The organism is Synechococcus sp. WH 8109 (assembly GCF_000161795.2).
In the GTDB taxonomy this organism is placed as follows: domain Bacteria; phylum Cyanobacteriota; class Cyanobacteriia; order PCC-6307; family Cyanobiaceae; genus Parasynechococcus.
In genome coordinates this window covers 1179429-1196165 of record NZ_CP006882.1, presented here as the reverse complement: position 1 = coordinate 1196165, position 16737 = coordinate 1179429, and the positions used below count along the sequence as shown (strand labels likewise).

The window sequence follows — 16737 nt, the reverse complement described above, 5'->3', positions numbered from 1 at the left end:
TGGCCATGATCCTCACGCGGTATCTCAGCAGTGAAGGTTGGGTGGAGGAGTGTTCCCATGCCAACGCTTTTGATGCCTACATCGACGCACGTCGACGTTGCGTGCTCCGAGGCTGCCCCTATCTGCTGGTGGATGGAGAGAGCGGCAGTACGGTCTCAGTGCTCACAGTGAAACAGTGTTTGCATCAATACGGCGTTGAGGGGGATTTTCCGGCGTGATCGCTTCAGGGGACGGACGCAAGAGCCGGCAGGATGGCGATTGCTGAAGCCTCACGATGGCGACGTTTCTGGTCACCGGCGCAAACCGTGGGATCGGCTTGGAATACTGCAGGCAGCTCAAGGCTCGTGGCGATGACGTGGTGGCAGTTTGCCGTCAAACCAGTTATGAACTCGATGGTCTGGGGTTGCGGGTGGAAGCCGGCCTTGAGTTGAGCGATAGCAAAGTCATTGATGACCTGGTGCAGCGTCTGGATGGTTTGCCCCTCGATGGCGTCATCCTCAATGCCGGGATTTTGCAGTCGATGGGCCTGATGGATTTGGATCCCACCGGGATTCGCCGCCAGTTTGAGGTGAATGCCCTTGCTCCTTTGCTGCTGGCTAGGGCGTTGGTGGATCAGATGCCCAGCGGAGCCAAGTTGGTGCTGATGACCAGCCGCATGGGGTCCATCGACGACAACAGTTCGGGAGGCTCCTATGGCTATCGGATGTCAAAGGTGGCGCTCAACATGGCCGGAAAGTCGTTGGCGATTGATCTGGAATCGCGGGGCATCGCTGTTGCGATTTTGCATCCCGGATTGGTGCGCACCCGCATGATTCGCTTCAATCCCCGCGGGATCCTCCCCGAGCAGTCGGTGAAGGGTCTGCTGGCCCGGATAGATGGCTTGACCTTGGCCACCAGCGGCAGCTTCTGGCATGCCAATGGTGAGTTGTTGCCATGGTGAGGCGGGAGACACGCTTTGGGCTTTGATCCGCGTCAGTGGTCAGGCGGACGCCCGGAACAACGGGTCACCAGCAATGTTGAGGCTTTGCTGGCCGAGAACGACGCTTTGCGTCGCGAGTTGTTGCGGCTCAACCGTGAGTTGGAGCGCCTGCAACGTCAGCAACGCCAACGCATTCGTACGGAGCCCAGATCACATCGCCACTGGAGTGAGCCACCGGCACAAGCTCCACCGCGCATCAGCAGCCAACAGGTGCGGGCCTGGGGGCAGGCCCTCGCCCAGCAGCCGGGATGGACGGCACTGCGTCAGCGGGGGTTGGAGCTGTTGATTGATCAGCTCAACCGCAGCAGTTTTCCTGCTCACTTAACCCTTGAACAGCGGTTGGATCGGTTGGTTCGAGGGCTGGGCACAGATCTCATGGCGGAGGTGGGACCCAAGCCGAACAAGCAAACAACGGCCGTTCTGGCGGCGTTTGCCTTGTTTGGGGTTCGCGCCAGTGAATGGCTGGATGAGGATCCACAGCGCGTGGTGGAGCAGCTGCGTCAGCGTCAGGACCAATCAGGTTCCAGACGGCAGGGTCGCCGCACCCGAACGGACCAGCGTCAAACGGATCGTGAGGACGATGGCCACGTCCGTGACCCACGCCGTGCAGCTTTAAGGGTGTTGAGCTTGGATGCCAACGCGTCCCTCGCTGAGATCAAGCAGGCGCATCGAAAACTGGTGAAGCAGCACCATCCCGATCTCGGTGGTTCTGCTGAGGCGTTTCGACGCGTCAATGAGGCGTATCAGACGTTGGTTCAGTAACGCCTTGGTTCCATAACGCAGCCTTTGCCGTATTGATCGGTCTTGTCCGATGATCTGTGGCAGCAATAGGTGCTGTTGATGCAGGTGGAAGTTGGTGTGGTGCTGATTGGTGCTGGCTTTGCCGTGGGTGTGTCCCTCGCCTTCGCAGTTTGGTTTGAACGTTGGAAGACAAAACAGCCAGATCCTGAAGGCAAATGAGCCATAAAAAAGCCCCGCCTCGGCGGGGCTTGCAAGAGGTCGTCGTGCTGTTGTTAGCTGGCTACTTTCTGACCGCGATAAACAAGAACTGGGCGCTGAACGTTGGAAGCAGCAGCATTGTTCTGATTGTACTTCTGGCCGCGATAGGTCAAGGTCATGATGGGTTCCTCGAAGCAAGCTCAGGTCCCCGTTCCATGGCCTGAGTCGAACTGCGCCTCGCCGAAAACGAGGTGAACGTGATTGCGTAGCAGTTACTACACATCTTTTATATAAGTGGTTTCAATTGACGTGTCGTTCGTGCTGTTACAGAACAGAAACTCTGTTCAGCTCGGATTGGTCAATTGAGGCCTTCAACTGCTTCAAGCGCGTTTAGGTGGTGTGTGCACCGGGCGGGGCTTGAGTTGTGGTGCTTTCTGGGTCATCACGGCTGAAGGGGAATTCGTTCGATTCTGTCGCCGCTTGAATGCTCTGAATGATGGATCGGCTACCGATCTCGAGGTTCAAGCTCTGATAGCTCTTGCTTGGACTCAAAGCTTCCATTAATTCGTTGTTCTGCTGAACAGTTCGGCTGCGATTGAGTGATCTTTGATGCTTACTCAATGTGAAGCTCATGGCGCCGAAGGACGCCATCCGTACGGTGTGGGCATGTCAGTTTTCGCGGTCATGAACAGCTCTCAGAGCAAGGATGATTGGGTGAAGGTGCAGCAGCACAAGTTCCATAAACCCATTGATGTCGACACGTTGATGTGGGTGCGCAATCGCTTGATGCGCTTGGAAGTGGAGGCCCGTTGGGCCGACCGCATCTGTGTGTTTGAAGAGTTCTTCCCCAACGACGCGATCATTCCGCGCATTTAAACCTCAGCCATGTTTTTGACTGTCTTTGGCCAGAAAGGTGGTGTGGCAAAAACCTGCACCAGCATCCATTTGGCTTGTGTTTGGGCTCAGCGGGGCCTGTCGGTGTGTGTTGTTGATGCGGATCGCAACCGCTCGGCAACTGCCTACGCAGCCCGGGGGATGCTTCCGTTTGATGTGGTGCCTGTTGAGGCTGCAGCGAAGGCCACTCGCCATGCGCAAGTGATCATCACTGACGGGCAGGCCAGCAGCCACGAGGATGAACTCAAGAATCTTTCGGCCGGAGCAGATCTTGTTTTGCTGCCCACAACACCGCAGGCGAGATCGGTTGAGCTCACGGTTGAACTCTCCTCAATCCTCAGGCAGATGGACACCATGCATGCTGCGTTGTTGGTGAAGGTGGACAGCCGAAAACAACGGCTTGCGCAGGAAGCACGCCAAATTTTGGAGGGTTTTGATGTGGATGTGATGCAAGCGGAAATCCCCTTGTTGGCGGCGTTCGAAAAAGCAGAGGTGGAGGGTGTTTGTGTGTCGAATGCCGTCGATGATCGTGGCCGTGCCGATCTGCGGCGTATGGGCGGCTGGGCGGCCTACTGCCAAGCCGCTGTTCAGATCCGTGATCGCTTGTCGGCAGCAACGCCTGACGCCATCAGTGCTTGATCAAGAAACAGCTCACTTTCGGCGTCGGTCGCCAATCAGACAGATCTTCTGAGCTGCAGCCGTAATCCTTGGCTCAGCTGATTGAAGGTTGATGGGACGCAGTTCTTGGTTGAAAAATCCCACCCGTTGCTCAGCAGCATCCACTTGGCAGCTCCAGGCGCAATCCGCTTCCTCTGGCGAGGCGACGTTGAAGCCATCCGCCGCGGCGTTTCTGCTCAAGACGCCGAGCATCTCCACCAAAGCCGCATGATCGAAGCCGTGGTGATGCTTGCCATCGGTTTGTCGATGGCCGGCATGGTTTTTGGCAATCTGAACAACGACGAGTCCGTTTAGCTTCAAAAGCGGTTATTGCTTTTGATGATGACCTTGTTTGCCTTCATGCTTGGACAGCTTGAGATCAGCAATCTCACAGCGGCCTTCCTCGCTCTGGTGGCGGTGGTCTTTGTGGGCAGTTTCGCTGTGGTGTCGTTGCAGACCGGTGAGCTGATCAACCCCCCCAAAAAAAAATGACTGACACGTTCGAGCTAAATGGCCGATAGATCGTTCTAAAAGCATTTAGCGACCCTGTCGTCGCTGAACGGGGTGATGGGCCACACTCGACGTCGGATGGATGACGACGACTGGCGGCCCTACACCTGCAAGGCCAATGCAGTTCAAGCTCGGCTCCGCCTCCGCGGTATTCGGGCTCAGGTGCTTGAGGCTTTGAACCCGCTCTGTGCGTGCGCTGAAACTCAGAACTATCCCAGCAACTGAGTCATCGCTGCTGCAGCACCGATGCCACCAAAGAACAACACCAATGGCAGGAAAGCAGGCCAGCGGACGGCTGTATCGGAAGCCATAAAACGATTTAATTTTCGAACGACGCTATTCATTTCTTCATCTCTGTGGCGATGGCGACCGTTTCCGCCCCTGAGCTGCATGATGTGAGACGCCCCAAGCCTCTCTCTCTGGTCGATGCCTGAGCCATCCAAGGCCCCTAACGCTGATGTCTCCCATGTGGTGATGATCGGCGCTGGCTGGGCCGGCTGGGGTGCAGCCAAAGCCCTCTGTGAAGCCGGTGTTCGCGTCACCATGGTCGATGGGATGTCGGATCCCACGGGGAGGACGCCAATGCGAACCGCCAGCGGTAAACCCTTCGAAGCGGGCACCCGGGGCTTTTGGAGGGATTACCCCAACATAAATGCGCTGACCGATGAGCTTGGGCTTACCGATGTGTTCACTGAATTCACCACCAGTGCCTTCTGGTCTCCCGCCGGTCTGGAGGCCACTGCCCCAGTGTTCGGTGACGGGTTGCAGTTGCCCAGCCCCCTGGGGCAGGCCATGGCAACGATCAAGAACTTCAAGCGCCTGCCTGTTGCCGATCGCCTGAGCATTGCCGGCCTGTTGGTGGCGACGCTTGATCTGAACCGCAATGAGAAGACCTTTCGGTGCTACGACGCTATCGATGCGTTGACCCTGTTCCGCCAACTGGGAATCACGGAACGGTTGATAGACGAATTCTTGCGTCCGGTTCTTTTGGTGGGTCTGTTCAAACCACCGGAAGAGTTATCGGCAGCCGTCACCATGGAGCTGCTCTACTACTACGCCCTGGCGCATCAAGACTCCTTTGATGTGCGCTGGATTCGTTCCGGCAGCATTGCTGAGCAGCTGATTGCTCCCCTGGCGGAACGCCTGCTCGACTCCGGTCTGCTCACTGTTCTGGGAGGAACGTTGGCCACGCGCCTGAATCTTGATCAGCCAAGCGAAGCGATTCGGTCGGTGGAGGTCCGCTGCAAGGCAACAGGGCGCTCCAGCGTTGTTGATGACGTTGATGCGGTTGTGCTGGCGCTGGGTGCCAAGGGCATGCATGCCCTGATGGCGGAATCGCCGCGTTGCAGTGATGTGCTGCCGGAGCTGGCGGCTGCTGGCGGTTTGGGCGCCATTGATGTGGTGTCGGTGCGTCTGTGGTTGGATCGCACCATCGCGGTCGCCGATCCTGCCAATGTTTTCTCGCGCTTTGACTCCTTGAAGGGTGCGGGCGCCACGTTTTTCATGCTCGACCAGCTGCAGAATGCGGATCTTGATGCGCTCTGGGGTGGCAGCGAGCCCCAGGGATCCGTGGTGGCCAGCGACTTCTACAACGCCACGGCGATCGCAGCCTTGAGTGATGAGGAGATCGTCGACACCCTGCTGAATGAGCTGTTGCCCCAGGCGGTGCCGGCCTTTCGGAGTGCCCAGGTGCTGGAGTTTGAGGTGCGGCGTTACCCGGGCTCGGTATCGTTGTTCTCCCCCGGCAGTTTGAGCAAACGCCCGCCGCTGCAGACGGCACTTCCGTCTGTGGTCTGCGCTGGCGACTGGGTGCGGATGGGCGAACGCGAGCACGGTGCCAAGGGGCTGTGCCAGGAACGGGCCTACGTCTGCGGCCTCGAGGCGGCCAACGCCTTGTTGCGCAGTGGGGTGGTGAAAGGGGCGAATGCTGCGACCCGCCCAGAGCATCCGGTGCGTCCGATCCGTCCGGAAGAACCCCAGGTGCTGTTAGGCCGCACCCTCAACAAGCTCGTGATGGACCCACTGGAGGCTTTCGGGATCCGTTGGCCTTGGCTGGCCTGAGCTCAGAAATTCAGTTGACCTGACAGCCAGAGTTCCTGCCAAGAACCTGCGGCTGAGGCATTCAGCGCCATCAGGATGGTCATGCTGATGCCACCTAGGGTGAGCCCCACACCCATCATGATCAGGGCGGTCAGTCCTTCCGCTTCGGTGAGCGGTTGCTTTTCGAGAAAGCGACGCTTGGCCATGTCTGCTGATCCGATTCACCCGTTCTGCATCGGCCCAAGGGCACTTGGCAACAGGCCGTATCACTCATTTACGCAGAGCTGCGGGGGGGGTATGACTCATCGTTGCTTAGGTTGCTGGCCTGCGCTTGACGCCGCTCCGATGGGTTTCATCATGCAGCCATGACTGGTTTGATCTGTGGCATGACCGCCCTGTGGCTCCACGCCTGGTGGTGTTGCAGAACAACCAATTCGCCTGCGGTCAAACGCAGCTGGCCCTACCCGCGCTCGTGGAAAAACAGTGCCGATCTGTATGAGAGGCCTTGTCGCCGTCACCGTCATCTCAGGGCACGAACGCAACTCAGCGCACGCAGCCGACGCCGCATCGCCGGTAGAACTCCTGTCTTGGTAGCGCAAGTTACTGAAAACGCGTAAGTTGACTCGTCTGAATTTTTTTGTTGAACGGCAGCCAAGAGGTCGAGGCCAGGAGTGAGAAACGCCGTCAGCAGCTGATGGGAGTGTCGTTTGTGGCTGCAGCTGTTGGCGTTCTGGCGTTGTTGACGATCCGTCTTGGCACCTGTTGCTCTTGGTTCGGTTTTCACTGACCTTTTCGGGTTACCAGCTTGTGGTCAGTGGTGTTGAGTGCCTGGGCAAGGCTGCACCAGCCACCAGATGTGGTGTCCTCAGCCCTTGATTGTGGGTGCAGGGCCGGTATGTTTCATTTGTTCCCCATCACTCGGCCTCAGCCCATGTGGCTGAGGCTTTTTTTATTGCCTCCTTGCAGCAAGTTGTATCTGAACAAACCAACTTCCGATTGTCTTAAGTGACATCGCTTGGTGGCAACGGTCACATCTATGCCACGTTCTTTAAGTCAAAAAATTATGTCTTCCCTTGATGTCTCCTGCTGAATTGTCGTGCATCAAATGGGAGCAAGATGGTGAAATATCTGCGCAAGACACCTGAACTCTGCTGAAAACGCTCACCAAGCTAGAAGAGCAAAACAAGGCATCCAACCTGTTGCATTTGTCGTCGAAACACAGCCACTCCAAGCGCTCCAGTCGTCGCTGCATTTGACCACTTCTTTTGTAGACGGCCTGATCGTTGATCGAAGGTTTGTAAGGTCCTTCTTTCTGATTCCCGCTGTTGTCGGTAAAGTCTGGTAGGCGTCCTGCTTCGAGTTGAATCCCCCATTTGAGGGAGGGCGCCGACTTGAACACTCCCTCATCTGAGGGATGGACCGTTGGCGTTGATGGGTTGGCGGCAACCGGGCGAGTGGTGCTTCTCTGGGCCAGAGTGCGTGGTTTGCCACTGGTCTGATCTATTCCTCTGCAGAATCACTGCATTGATGGGGAGTGTGGTGGCTTTTCCATCAGCTCATCCTGTCGGGATCCTTTTGTTCGCTTCGTGGGTTCGCTCGATTAGGAATTAGGCGCCTGTGTGAGTTGATCCTCTGTCTCAACGTCTGCGATGCGCGCGGAGGTTAATCACTGTGTTGATCGCTGCGAGTACAACAAGCAGCGTGAGGCAAACCGATTTGTAATCCAACTGGGCCAGGCCGAAGCCAACACACTCTCATGCTGGGCCTCGTGTTCATGCATCACTGTGGTGTAGGAGTTGATCAAGACTCCGCATCACGAATCCGATGTTCCGTTGGCACAAAAGCGCCACAAAGCAGTTCAGGAAGTCGCTTGGCCTGAGCAAGTACCAGTTCCTCTGGCTCACCTTCACTAATGGCCTAGTGATTGGTTACGTCCTGGCTTTTCTGGCTCACCGTTAACGCTTGATCAGAGGGGATCGGCATAACGCCGTTGTGCTGCAGGTGAAGTGCGACTCCCTCTGGCCCCCACACGATCCCCGCCGCCAGCAGCCACTACCAGAACGGTGATCTCAAAAGTGGGTCTTGCAAGGGAACCTGCTCAGATCACTGCTATCTACGGCCTGAAGGTCAAGGCTTGATTGCAACTTGATTAAGAGATCCGAATAGGCATGAATCCCCTGGCCATCGTTTTGATTGACATTCCTTTGATCTTCCTGACTTATCTGATCTTCTGGATCGCTGCGTCTTGATGAGCTCAGAAGGGCAGCCACGATGGATTGCGGCACCCGGGGCCATGATCGGCGCGTCCAATTTTTTTGAGTCGGCAGTTGCGGTGGCAATCAGCCTGTTCGGTTTGAACTCCGGTGCTGCCTTCGCCACGTTTGTTGGCGTGCTGGTGGAGGTTCCGGTGATGCTGTCGCTGGTGGCGATGGCCAACCGGAACCGACGCCTGTTCCCCGCCTGAGAGGAGCAGCGTGATGCCCGCCCCGCTACAGGTGTTCGTTCAGTTCTTCGTGTTGGGGCTGACCTCCTTCGGTGGCCCCGTGGCGCACCTCTGTTACTTCCACGAGCGTTTTGTGCAGCGGGAGCGTTGGATCACCGCTGAGGCCTACGCCGATTTGGTTGGGCTCTGTCAGCTGTTGCCGGGGCCTTCGAGTTCCCAGGTGGGCATGGGCCTGGGGCTGATCCGGGCCGGTTGGCTTGGTGGTGTGGCGGCCTGGACAGGGTTCACCTTGCCCTCAGCTGTGTTGATGGTGCTGGCGGCGTCGCTGCTTTCAGCCCATCCCAGTTGGATCAACGGGGGTTGGGTGCATGGCTTGATGGTGGCGGCTGTGGCCGTGGTGGCCCAGGCCGTTCTGGGCCTGCGGCGAAAGCTGGCTCCCGATCGGCAGCGGGCCAGCCTGATGGTGGCAGCTGCTGTGCTGGTGCTATTGGTGCCTCGCGTCTGGGCCCAGCTGTTGGCCCTGTTGCTTGGCGGATTGGTGGGTTGGTGTGCGCTGCCCCCACCTGAAGTGGAGCCATCGGCGCCGGAACGTCTCGTAGTTCCGCTGCGTCGTTCGCTGGCGGTGGTTTTGCTTGGTTTCGCTGTGCTGCTGTTCGTGGCTCTGCCCTGGTTATCTGCTGAGGCCAGACCGCTGCTGGTGCAGCAGCTCAGTGGATTTCTGCGCACCGGTGCCTTGGTGTTTGGCGGTGGCCATGTGGTGCTCCCCTTGCTGGAGCAAGCGCTTGTGCCCAGCGGTTGGATCGACCTGCATCAGTTTCTGGCGGGCTATGGCGCTGCCCAGGCGGTGCCAGGGCCGATGTTCAGTTTCGCGGCCTTTCTTGGCTTTGATCTGCAGCCTGGACTGCAGGGCATCGCCGGTTCTACGTTCGCGCTCATTTCCCTGTTTTTTCCCTCGTTCTTGTTGGTTGGTGGGCTCTTGCCCTTCTGGAGCGACCTGGGCCGATTGGCTCCGATGCGTCGAGCTCTGCAGGGCATTAACGCATCGGTGGTGGGCATCCTGCTGGCGGCGTTGTTTCAGCCGGTCTGGCAGACAGGCATCCGCGGAGGCGCTGAGTTCAGCCTGGCGTTGGTGGCGTTTGTGTTGTTGGTGAGCTGGCGGCAACCGGCCTGGCGGGTGGTGCTGTTCTGCGCCGGAGTGGGTGGTTTGACCCTCGCTTGATCCATTCCTCTGCAGAATCACTGCATTGATGGGGAGCGTGGTGGTTGGAGCTGGTGTGAATCCTGCGGATCAGCGCTGGGGTTTCTGGCCGCTGCTGCCGCTCTACCCCTATGGCCGTCGCCGCACCCTGTTCAGTGAGCTGATCCCTGGCCAGCTCTGGAGCCTGGAGCAGCTGCAGGGGGTGTATTACGTGGCCGTGCCGGTGCGGCTCACCGTGGCCAAGGTGCCCGGTGGCTTGATGTTGGTGAACCCTCTGCCGCCCACCGGTGAAGTGCGCCAAGCCATCGCCGGGCTGGAACAACAACACGGCCCCGTGCGCACGATTGTGCTGCCCACCGCCTCTGGTTTGGAGCACAAGCTTCCCCTCGCTCCACTGGCCCGCGCCTTCCCGGATGCGGACATCTGGGTGTGTCCGGGCCAGTGGAGCTTCCCGCTGCAGTTGCCTTTGTCCTGGTTGGGTGTGCCGGCACGTCGCACCAAGGTGCTATTCGACGATGGCCTTCCCCATGGCGATATTTGTGAGTGGTTCTCCCTTGGACCGCTCGACCTTGGCGTCGGCCGTTTCCAGGAAGTCTCTTGTTTGCATCGTCCGTCAGGCACTCTGTTGGTGACCGACGCCCTGGTGGGCATCAGTGCTGAACCCCCGGTCCTGTTCGACCTCGATCCAACGCCGCTGTTGTTCCATGCCCGCGAACGCGGCGATGAGCCCCTCAGTGATTCAACGGAAGCCCGCCGCCGCGGCTGGGCCCGGCTGGTGCTGTTTGCCTCCTACCTGAGGCCAGAACCGCTGGAGGTGCCAGAGCTGCCGGAGTTGCTCCGGGATGCGTTTAAGCCAGGGCTCCGTTCCCTGAAAGCTCACTTCGGCCTCTACCCCTTCCGCTGGAAGGCCGGTTGGCAGGCGGCAGCCGATGGCTTGATCGGCGAAGAAGCGCCCAAGTTGCAAGTGGCCCCTGTGCTTGAGCGGTTGGTGTTGCCCAGAGCCAAAGAGGCTCTGTTGCGATGGCTGCAGGAGTTGAGCGACCAGGCTGAGCTGCGCTGGCTGGTGCCAGCTCACTACAGCGCGCCGGTTACATTCACGCCCGAAACCGTGCAACACCTGCTCGCTTTATTGCAAGAGCGGGATTGGGCTCCAAGTTCTGGGAACTGGGAGTTTCTTGGATCTATTGATAAGCGTTTACTCGATCTCGGCCTGGTGCCTGATCAGACCGTTATCAAAGCTTGAGTTCGTCTTCCGGCTCGATCGCCATCTGTTCGTCAGCAAACAGCGTCTCTTCCAGCTCCTTGCGCTGTTCCATCTGGCGCAGGAAATAACCAGTCATCATGGCTGAGGCCAACATGTTTGCGAGGTTGTCGCGGTTGGCCGTCACCTTCACCTCAAAGTGCTCGCCAGGAAGCATTCCCAGCAAGCCTTGAACATTGTGGCGAATGATGTCTTGAATATCATTGCTTGCTGATTTAGCGACCCGCTGCAGCGTGTCCGGAGACTGCTCCTGCAGGTACTGGATCAGGCTGTTCCCCGCGTGACCATCACTGCTGTCAGTTGTCAGGAACTCGGGGTTAAACATTCGTATGTGATCTACATCACGGACTTGACCCTAACGCAAGCCATTGGCTTCAACCGCCATCGCTGCTGTCGGTGATCCGTAACGGTCCGAACCTCTGCAGCGGCCAATACCGCCACACTGCCGTGCCAAGAACATTGGTTTCCGGCAGTGATCCCCAGAGGTGGGAATCGAGGCTGGCATTGCGGTTGTCCCCCATCACCCACAGCTGATCCGCCGGCACGGTGATCGGGGCCATCTCGTAGTTGATCGGTTGCTCCAACCAGGGTTCTGCAGCCGGTTCGCCGTTGCGGAACAGCCTGCCGTCGTGCACGTCCAGCTGATCTCCAGGCAGCCCCACCACACGTTTGATTAGTGCAGCGGATGCGTCATAGCCAGCGGCCACGAGCTGTTCGGGAGGGGCGAACACCACCACATCGCCCCGGTGTAGATGGCTGTGGCGGCTGCGGGCCAGGCGGGGCCTTACCTTCTCCACCAGGATGCGGTCCTGCAGCTGCAGGGTGGGCAGCATCGAGCCGGAGGGAATCCAGCGCGGTTCCACCACCAACCAGCGCAGCAGCAGCGCCAGCAGGGCCCAGAGAATCAGATTGCGCCAGAAGCCCTTGCTGTCTTCTCCTGGAGCGGGTGTCGTGGGTTGGGTCATCGTTGACCGAAGATCACACCAGCCTGGCCTGCTGCACTGACCATCGCTCGCGCCAATTTGCAGGCCGCCCTCACGCTGCTTGAGGCTCTATGTCTCCGGGGGCTAAAGCAGCTGGTGCTCTGCCCTGGCAGCCGTTCCGGCCCCCTGGCAACCGCGGCGGGCGTGCTGGCCTCCCAGGCAAAGCTGCAGCTGGTCATGGCCATCGACGAGCGGTCCGCCGCGTTTCTGGCCCTCGGCATGGCGACCGCCCATGGCCGTGCCGTGGCAGTGGTCACTACCTCTGGCACCGCGGTGGCCAACCTGCTTCCCGCTGCGGTGGAGGCGGACCGCTCCTGTCAGCCCTTGTTGCTGCTCACGGCGGATCGCCCCGTCCGGCTTAAAAACTGCGGCGCCAATCAGACGGTGAATCAGGAATCCTTTTTGCTCTCGGCCTGTCGCTGGTTTGGCGGTGGAGCGGCAGATGGCGTCCACACCCAGTCCAACGACGCCCTCAACGCTCTGGCGGTTCAGGCCTGGCAGCGGGCTCAAGGTGTAGGCACTGGGCCGCCGGGACCGGTTCACCTCAACCTGGCCTTCGAGGAGCCGCTGCACACCACCCTTGAACAGCAGCAACAGCTTGTTTCGGTTGTGTTCCCGCCTACGGCTTGCCCAGAGCCTTCGCCTGAGACCGGGCCTGCGCCTCGTCTCGATCCAGAGAGCCCGGGGATTGTGATTGCAGGTCCATGGCGGGGCCTTTCGCCCGCGGTGGAGGCCTTTCAACAGGCGCTGCATCGCTGGCTGAACCTCAGCGGTTGGCCTCTGCTGGCTGATCCCCTCGCTGCCCTTGCTCCCGATTGCCCCAACCGCATCGAGCACTGGGAGCTGCAACTGGATCGGCTGAACCTGCCTGACGACGCTCAGGTGTTGCGGCTGGGACCCATGCCCGCCAGCCGGCGGTTGGAGGCTTGGCTTCACCGCCACCGGGGCCCCCAGCTGTTGATCACCGAAGGGGATTCAAGGTCGCTGGATCCTCTGCAGAGGTCCAGCCAATGGTCGGGGGGCATGGCCGCCTGGATCGCCCAACAGCCTGCTCTGGACCCGCTGAGCAAGCCATCGGTCGGCACCGACGACCTCTCTGCGTGGATCGAGGCCCAGTTGCCCTTGTGTGGTGCCGTCAATGAGCCCGCCCTGGCCTACTGGCTTCCCCAGCTCCTGCCGGAGCGGTTGCCGGTGATGCTGGCCGCCAGTTCACCGGTGCGCGACTGGTTGACCTGGGGCGGGCCCGCCTGCAGCCGCCACCGTTGCTTCAGCTTCCGCGGGGCCTCGGGCATCGACGGCACCTTGTCGCTTGCCATGGGTCTGGCGGCGAATCTCGGTCCATTGGCGCTGGTGACCGGTGATCTGGCCCTGCTGCACGACAGCAATGGCTGGCTGCATGCATCATCCGCTGCTGCACCTCAACCACTGCTGGTGCTGCTGATCGACAACGGTGGCGGCGGCATTTTTCAGCAGCTGCCCATTGCCACGCCGGGCTTCGAATCGCTCTTCGCCATGCCCCAGCAGGTGGATCCCCTGGCCTTGGCGGCAGCCCATGGTGTGCCTGGACGCCAGGTGGCCTGTCTGGAGGATCTGCAGGAGGCCTTGGACTGGGGCTTGTCGCAGCAACGGCCGGTGTTGTTGCGGTTGTGCAGCGACCGCGGTCGTGATGCTGCCCTGCGTCAGCAGCTGCGCGCCGCTGCTCAGAATGCACACACTGAGCCCTGAACCCAATGATTGACATGCGTCAGGTGCTCCCCGGTGCGCCAACCGCGCAATGGACACCGTGGGGCAGCTACCAGGACATCCTTGTGGACCGTTGCGCTGACGGCCTGGCGCGTGTGGCCATCAACCGCCCCGCCAAGCGCAACGCCTTCCGCCCGCAGACGGTGATGGAGCTCTGTGATGCCTTCACGCGCATCCGGGATGACCGTGACATAGGTGTGGTGCTGTTCACCGGCGTTGGCCCAGCCCCCGATGGTGGCTATGCCTTCTGTTCCGGCGGCGACCAGAGTGTTCGCGGCGACGGCGGTTACATCGGTGAGGACGGCTTGCCCCGCCTGAACGTGCTGGATCTGCAGCGCATCATCCGCAGCCTGCCCAAGGTGGTGATCGGCCTGGTGGCCGGCTATGCCATGGGCGGCGGCCAGGTGTTGCATCTGCTCTGCGACCTCAGCCTTGCCGCCGAGAACGCTGTGTTCGGCCAGACCGGCCCCAAGGTCGGCAGTTTTGATGGCGGCTTTGGTGCGGGCTACCTGGCGCGGGTGGTTGGCCAGCGCAAGGCCCGTGAAATCTGGTTTCTCTGCCGCCGTTATGGCGCCAACGAGGCGTTGGAGATGGGGCTCGTTAACGCCGTGGTGCCGTTGGAGCAGTTGGAGGCGGAGGGGGTGCGCTGGGCCCGCGAGGTGCTGCAGCACAGCCCCACGGCCATCCGTTGCCTCAAGGCCGCATTCAATGCCGAAACCGATGGCCTTGTCGGGTTGCAGGAGTTGGCTGGCAATGCCACCCATCTCTTCTATCGAACCGAAGAAGCCGTGGAAGGCCGCAATGCCTTCCTTGAGAAGCGATCTCCGGATTACTCCGAGACAGGCTGGTTACCCTGAAAGAAATTCTTCCTCTCCCTCCGCCGGAACCGCTGGCCCTGCTGCAGGTAGCGGCTGAGGATTCCGTGAAGGCAGGCCTGGGTTCACTACCTCAGGATCTGCGTGGCTACATCAGTCTCCATGTGGTGATGTTGCGCGGACGTAGCCGCATGTTTCTGCTCGACAACGGCAGGCTGCGCAACGCCTTTCCGGTGGCCATCGGCATGCCCGGCTGGGAAACCCCCACCGGACGATTTGAAGTGCTTCAGAAGACCCCCATCCGGTGTGGGTGCATCCCATGAGTGGCGAGCGGGTGGAGGACCAGGGGGCCAACAATCCATTGGGCAGTCACTGGATCGCCTTCCATCGCGATTGCTGCGGCCGTGATGCCCATGACGGCGATGCCTGGATCACTATCAAGGGATGCACCACCACGGGGTTCCACGGCACCCCCCACCGCTGGACGGTGGGACGGGCCGTCTCCCATGGCTGTGTCCGGCTTTACAACGAGGATGTGCGTGCCCTGTATCGCCAGGTGTCGCTTGGAACTCAGGTGACGGTTCTTCCCTGACGGAACAGATTCCTAAATTCCCCTTAAAGTCGCCGCGCCAACGCCGATCTGAGACATGCGCATCCTCTTCGCTGCAGCGGAATGCGCCCCGATGATCAAGGTTGGAGGGATGGGCGATGTTGTTGGCTCTTTGCCCCCAGCATTGGCCAAACTCGGCCACGACGTGCGCCTTATCATGCCGGGCTACTCCAAGCTCTGGAGCCGCCTCAACGTGCCGGCGGAGCCGATCTGGCGAGCCCAGACCATGGGTACTGAGTTCGCCGTCTATGAAACGAAGCATCCCACCAATGGGATGACGATCTACCTGGTGGGTCATCCGGTGTTCGACCCGGAGCGCATCTATGGCGGCGACGACGAGGACTGGCGCTTCACCTTCTTCGCCAGTGCTGCTGCCGAATTCTCCTGGAACGTCTGGAAGCCACAGGTGCTGCATTGCCACGACTGGCACACCGGGATGATCCCGGTGTGGATGCATCAGGACCCGGAAATCAGCACGGTGTTCACCATCCACAACCTCAAGTACCAGGGTCCATGGCGCTGGAAGCTCGATCGGATGACTTGGTGCCCCTGGTACATGCAGGGGGATCACACGATGGCCGCTGCGCTGCTGTATGCCGACCGCGTCAATGCGGTGTCGCCCACCTACGCCCAGGAGATCCGCACGGCGGAATACGGCGAAAAGCTGGAGGGTCTGCTCAACTTCGTCTCTGGCAAGCTACGCGGCATCCTCAACGGCATTGATCTTGATGCCTGGGACCCAGCCACCGATCGCTCCCTGCCGGCGAACTTCAGCGCCGACGATCTTTCCGGCAAGGCGGTCTGCAAGAAGGTGCTCCAGGAGCGGATGGGGCTGGAGGTGCGGGAGGATGCCTTCGTCCTCGGCATGGTCAGCCGCCTTGTCGACCAGAAGGGAGTCGATCTTCTGCTGCAGGTGGCTGATCGTCTGCTGGCCTACACCGACACCCAGATCGTTGTGCTGGGAACCGGCGACCGGGGGCTCGAATCCGGGCTCTGGCAACTCGCATCCCGTCACCCCGGCAAGTGCGCCGTCTTCCTCACCTACGACGATGACCTGTCGCGGTTGATCTACGGCGGCAGCGATGCCTTCCTGATGCCCAGCCGGTTTGAGCCCTGTGGCATCAGCCAGCTCTACGCTATGCGCTACGGCTCAGTGCCCGTTGTTCGCAAGGTTGGTGGTCTCGTTGACACCGTTCCGCCCCACATCCCCGCTGCCGACAGCGGCACAGGCTTCTGCTTCGATCGCTTTGAACCGGTCGACTTCTACACAGCCCTGGTGCGGGCCTGGGAGGCCTTCCGCCATCGGGACAGCTGGGTCGAGCTGCAGAAACGCGGCATGAATCAGGACTACAGCTGGGATCGTTCCGCGTTCGATTACGACCTCATGTACAAGGACGTCTGCGGCATCAAGGAACCCACCCCGGATGCAGCCTTGGTGGAACAGTTCTCTCAGGGTCAAGCTGCTGATCCCTCGCGTTCCGAGGGGCAGACTGAAGAGGCCAGAGTTCCTGCTGAGGTGACCTCCGCCGGCCGGAATCCCCTGAATCGTCTCTTCGGTCGTCGATCCAGTTGAGTTTGAGCGAGCCCGCCCGATCCGACTCCCCACCTGAGGCTCGATCCGAGCCCCAGAGTGGGGAGCCTTCAGGTAATTTCCCGGCTCCTTAC

General features: G+C 60.1%; 22 protein-coding genes and 1 pseudogene. 18 read left to right on the top strand and 5 right to left on the bottom strand.

Annotation, left to right across the window (positions count from 1 at the left end):
- The first annotated feature begins 5 nt into the window (after positions 1-5).
- From Syncc8109_RS06500 to Syncc8109_RS06490, 3 genes are read left to right on the top strand one after another with little or no spacing between them, the layout of a single operon-like run.
- Positions 6-218 carry a hypothetical protein gene (locus Syncc8109_RS06500; RefSeq protein ID WP_045172927.1) on the top strand — a complete coding sequence of 71 codons (213 nt, stop codon included), beginning with the start codon at positions 6-8 and terminating at the stop codon, positions 216-218.
- Between the two features lie 56 nt (positions 219-274).
- The gene (locus Syncc8109_RS06495; protein WP_006851390.1) at positions 275-940 is read left to right on the top strand and encodes an SDR family oxidoreductase; all 666 of its coding nucleotides are present in this window, start codon (positions 275-277) and stop codon (positions 938-940) included.
- A gap of 15 nt (positions 941-955) precedes the next feature.
- A complete protein-coding gene (locus Syncc8109_RS06490) occupies positions 956-1741 on the top strand; it encodes a J domain-containing protein (RefSeq protein ID WP_006852035.1) in 786 nt (261 codons plus the stop codon).
- A 251-nt stretch (positions 1742-1992) separates the two neighbouring features.
- On the opposite strand, the gene Syncc8109_RS13160 is transcribed toward Syncc8109_RS06490, so the two are convergent.
- On the bottom strand, positions 1993-2097 hold the full coding sequence (locus tag Syncc8109_RS13160; RefSeq protein WP_071823061.1) for a DUF4278 domain-containing protein: 105 nt from the start codon (positions 2095-2097) through the stop codon (positions 1993-1995).
- Between the two features lie 211 nt (positions 2098-2308).
- Positions 2309-2569: a hypothetical protein gene (locus Syncc8109_RS12605; RefSeq protein WP_006850895.1), complete on the bottom strand. Its 261-nt coding sequence runs from the start codon at positions 2567-2569 to the stop codon at positions 2309-2311.
- Between the two features lie 33 nt (positions 2570-2602).
- On the opposite strand from Syncc8109_RS12605, the gene Syncc8109_RS06485 reads away from it, so the two are divergent.
- The 6 genes from Syncc8109_RS06485 (at position 2603) to Syncc8109_RS06470 (ending at position 6040) form a co-directional block, all read left to right on the top strand.
- Positions 2603-2794 (top strand): hypothetical protein, encoded by a 192-nt coding sequence (locus Syncc8109_RS06485; RefSeq protein ID WP_232202392.1) that lies wholly within the window; start codon positions 2603-2605, stop codon positions 2792-2794.
- Positions 2795-2803: 9 nt separating this feature from the next.
- Positions 2804-3451 carry a ParA family protein gene (locus Syncc8109_RS06480; protein ID WP_006849788.1) on the top strand — a complete coding sequence of 216 codons (648 nt, stop codon included), beginning with the start codon at positions 2804-2806 and terminating at the stop codon, positions 3449-3451.
- Positions 3452-3556: 105 nt separating this feature from the next.
- Positions 3557-3784, top strand: a complete 228-nt coding sequence (locus Syncc8109_RS06475) for a hypothetical protein (protein ID WP_156915500.1) — start codon at positions 3557-3559, stop codon at positions 3782-3784.
- 27 nt (positions 3785-3811) lie between these two features.
- On the top strand, positions 3812-3961 hold the full coding sequence (locus tag Syncc8109_RS12600) for a hypothetical protein (protein ID WP_198015296.1): 150 nt from the start codon (positions 3812-3814) through the stop codon (positions 3959-3961).
- Positions 3962-4036: 75 nt separating this feature from the next.
- Positions 4037-4204, top strand: a complete 168-nt coding sequence (locus Syncc8109_RS12295) for a hypothetical protein (protein WP_006851804.1) — start codon at positions 4037-4039, stop codon at positions 4202-4204.
- A gap of 201 nt (positions 4205-4405) precedes the next feature.
- The gene (locus tag Syncc8109_RS06470; RefSeq protein ID WP_006852101.1) at positions 4406-6040 is read left to right on the top strand and encodes an FAD-dependent oxidoreductase; all 1635 of its coding nucleotides are present in this window, start codon (positions 4406-4408) and stop codon (positions 6038-6040) included.
- A gap of 2 nt (positions 6041-6042) precedes the next feature.
- Here the strand turns inward: Syncc8109_RS06470 and Syncc8109_RS06465 are convergent, their stop codons facing one another.
- Positions 6043-6225 carry a hypothetical protein gene (locus tag Syncc8109_RS06465; protein WP_006850362.1) on the bottom strand — a complete coding sequence of 61 codons (183 nt, stop codon included), beginning with the start codon at positions 6223-6225 and terminating at the stop codon, positions 6043-6045.
- A gap of 434 nt (positions 6226-6659) precedes the next feature.
- On the opposite strand from Syncc8109_RS06465, the gene Syncc8109_RS12290 reads away from it, so the two are divergent.
- From Syncc8109_RS12290 to Syncc8109_RS06450, 4 genes and pseudogenes are all read left to right on the top strand, one after another.
- The gene (locus Syncc8109_RS12290; RefSeq protein ID WP_006849818.1) at positions 6660-6806 is read left to right on the top strand and encodes a hypothetical protein; all 147 of its coding nucleotides are present in this window, start codon (positions 6660-6662) and stop codon (positions 6804-6806) included.
- Positions 6807-8190: 1384 nt separating this feature from the next.
- Positions 8191-8483 (top strand): annotated as a pseudogene (locus Syncc8109_RS13125) (arsenic resistance protein); the annotation flags it as partial.
- Between the two features lie 13 nt (positions 8484-8496).
- On the top strand, positions 8497-9681 hold the full coding sequence (gene chrA / locus Syncc8109_RS06455) for a chromate efflux transporter (RefSeq protein ID WP_006850458.1): 1185 nt from the start codon (positions 8497-8499) through the stop codon (positions 9679-9681).
- A gap of 28 nt (positions 9682-9709) precedes the next feature.
- A complete protein-coding gene (locus Syncc8109_RS06450) occupies positions 9710-10903 on the top strand; it encodes a DUF4336 domain-containing protein (RefSeq protein ID WP_025362338.1) in 1194 nt (397 codons plus the stop codon).
- Here Syncc8109_RS06450 and Syncc8109_RS06445 read toward each other — a convergent pair.
- The gene (locus Syncc8109_RS06445; RefSeq protein ID WP_006849758.1) at positions 10893-11246 is read right to left on the bottom strand and encodes a DUF760 domain-containing protein; all 354 of its coding nucleotides are present in this window, start codon (positions 11244-11246) and stop codon (positions 10893-10895) included. The two genes, Syncc8109_RS06450 and Syncc8109_RS06445, sit on opposite strands and share 11 nt — an antisense overlap.
- A gap of 49 nt (positions 11247-11295) precedes the next feature.
- Positions 11296-11886: a signal peptidase I gene (lepB, locus tag Syncc8109_RS06440; protein ID WP_006851218.1), complete on the bottom strand. Its 591-nt coding sequence runs from the start codon at positions 11884-11886 to the stop codon at positions 11296-11298.
- A 57-nt stretch (positions 11887-11943) separates the two neighbouring features.
- On the opposite strand from lepB, the gene menD reads away from it, so the two are divergent.
- The 5 genes from menD (at position 11944) to glgA (ending at position 16645) form a co-directional block, all read left to right on the top strand.
- Positions 11944-13629 (top strand): 2-succinyl-5-enolpyruvyl-6-hydroxy-3-cyclohexene-1-carboxylic-acid synthase, encoded by a 1686-nt coding sequence (menD, locus tag Syncc8109_RS06435; protein ID WP_006849653.1) that lies wholly within the window; start codon positions 11944-11946, stop codon positions 13627-13629.
- Positions 13630-13634: 5 nt separating this feature from the next.
- Positions 13635-14504: a 1,4-dihydroxy-2-naphthoyl-CoA synthase gene (gene menB, locus Syncc8109_RS06430; RefSeq protein ID WP_025362337.1), complete on the top strand. Its 870-nt coding sequence runs from the start codon at positions 13635-13637 to the stop codon at positions 14502-14504.
- A 65-nt stretch (positions 14505-14569) separates the two neighbouring features.
- Positions 14570-14785 carry a L,D-transpeptidase gene (locus Syncc8109_RS13060; RefSeq protein WP_255325691.1) on the top strand — a complete coding sequence of 72 codons (216 nt, stop codon included), beginning with the start codon at positions 14570-14572 and terminating at the stop codon, positions 14783-14785.
- Positions 14767-15054: a L,D-transpeptidase gene (locus Syncc8109_RS06425; protein WP_006851816.1), complete on the top strand. Its 288-nt coding sequence runs from the start codon at positions 14767-14769 to the stop codon at positions 15052-15054. The genes Syncc8109_RS13060 and Syncc8109_RS06425 overlap by 19 nt, the downstream gene beginning before the upstream one ends.
- Positions 15055-15109: 55 nt before the next feature.
- The gene (gene glgA / locus Syncc8109_RS06420; RefSeq protein WP_006852130.1) at positions 15110-16645 is read left to right on the top strand and encodes a glycogen synthase GlgA; all 1536 of its coding nucleotides are present in this window, start codon (positions 15110-15112) and stop codon (positions 16643-16645) included.
- Positions 16646-16737 lie beyond the last annotated feature (92 nt).

Excerpts from the sequence above, each read along its gene's own strand:
- menB (WP_025362337.1), top strand. The coding sequence starts at position 13,635 with ATGATTGACATGCGTCAGGTGCTCCCCGGTGCGCCAACCGCGCAATGG.
- Syncc8109_RS06500 (WP_045172927.1), top strand. The coding sequence starts at position 6 with ATGATCCTCACGCGGTATCTCAGCAGTGAAGGTTGGGTGGAGGAGTGT.
- Syncc8109_RS06450 (WP_025362338.1), top strand. The coding sequence starts at position 9,710 with ATGGGGAGCGTGGTGGTTGGAGCTGGTGTGAATCCTGCGGATCAGCGC.
- Syncc8109_RS06485 (WP_232202392.1), top strand. The coding sequence starts at position 2,603 with ATGAACAGCTCTCAGAGCAAGGATGATTGGGTGAAGGTGCAGCAGCAC.
- lepB (WP_006851218.1), bottom strand. The coding sequence starts at position 11,886 with ATGACCCAACCCACGACACCCGCTCCAGGAGAAGACAGCAAGGGCTTC.
- Syncc8109_RS06445 (WP_006849758.1), bottom strand. The coding sequence starts at position 11,246 with ATGTTTAACCCCGAGTTCCTGACAACTGACAGCAGTGATGGTCACGCG.
- Syncc8109_RS06465 (WP_006850362.1), bottom strand. The coding sequence starts at position 6,225 with ATGGCCAAGCGTCGCTTTCTCGAAAAGCAACCGCTCACCGAAGCGGAA.
- glgA (WP_006852130.1), top strand. The coding sequence starts at position 15,110 with ATGCGCATCCTCTTCGCTGCAGCGGAATGCGCCCCGATGATCAAGGTT.
- Syncc8109_RS12295 (WP_006851804.1), top strand. The coding sequence starts at position 4,037 with ATGGGCCACACTCGACGTCGGATGGATGACGACGACTGGCGGCCCTAC.
- Syncc8109_RS06470 (WP_006852101.1), top strand. The coding sequence starts at position 4,406 with ATGCCTGAGCCATCCAAGGCCCCTAACGCTGATGTCTCCCATGTGGTG.
- Syncc8109_RS06495 (WP_006851390.1), top strand. The coding sequence starts at position 275 with ATGGCGACGTTTCTGGTCACCGGCGCAAACCGTGGGATCGGCTTGGAA.
- Syncc8109_RS12600 (WP_198015296.1), top strand. The coding sequence starts at position 3,812 with ATGACCTTGTTTGCCTTCATGCTTGGACAGCTTGAGATCAGCAATCTC.
- chrA (WP_006850458.1), top strand. The coding sequence starts at position 8,497 with ATGCCCGCCCCGCTACAGGTGTTCGTTCAGTTCTTCGTGTTGGGGCTG.
- Syncc8109_RS12605 (WP_006850895.1), bottom strand. The coding sequence starts at position 2,569 with ATGGCGTCCTTCGGCGCCATGAGCTTCACATTGAGTAAGCATCAAAGA.
- Syncc8109_RS06480 (WP_006849788.1), top strand. The coding sequence starts at position 2,804 with ATGTTTTTGACTGTCTTTGGCCAGAAAGGTGGTGTGGCAAAAACCTGC.
- Syncc8109_RS13160 (WP_071823061.1), bottom strand. The coding sequence starts at position 2,097 with ATGACCTTGACCTATCGCGGCCAGAAGTACAATCAGAACAATGCTGCT.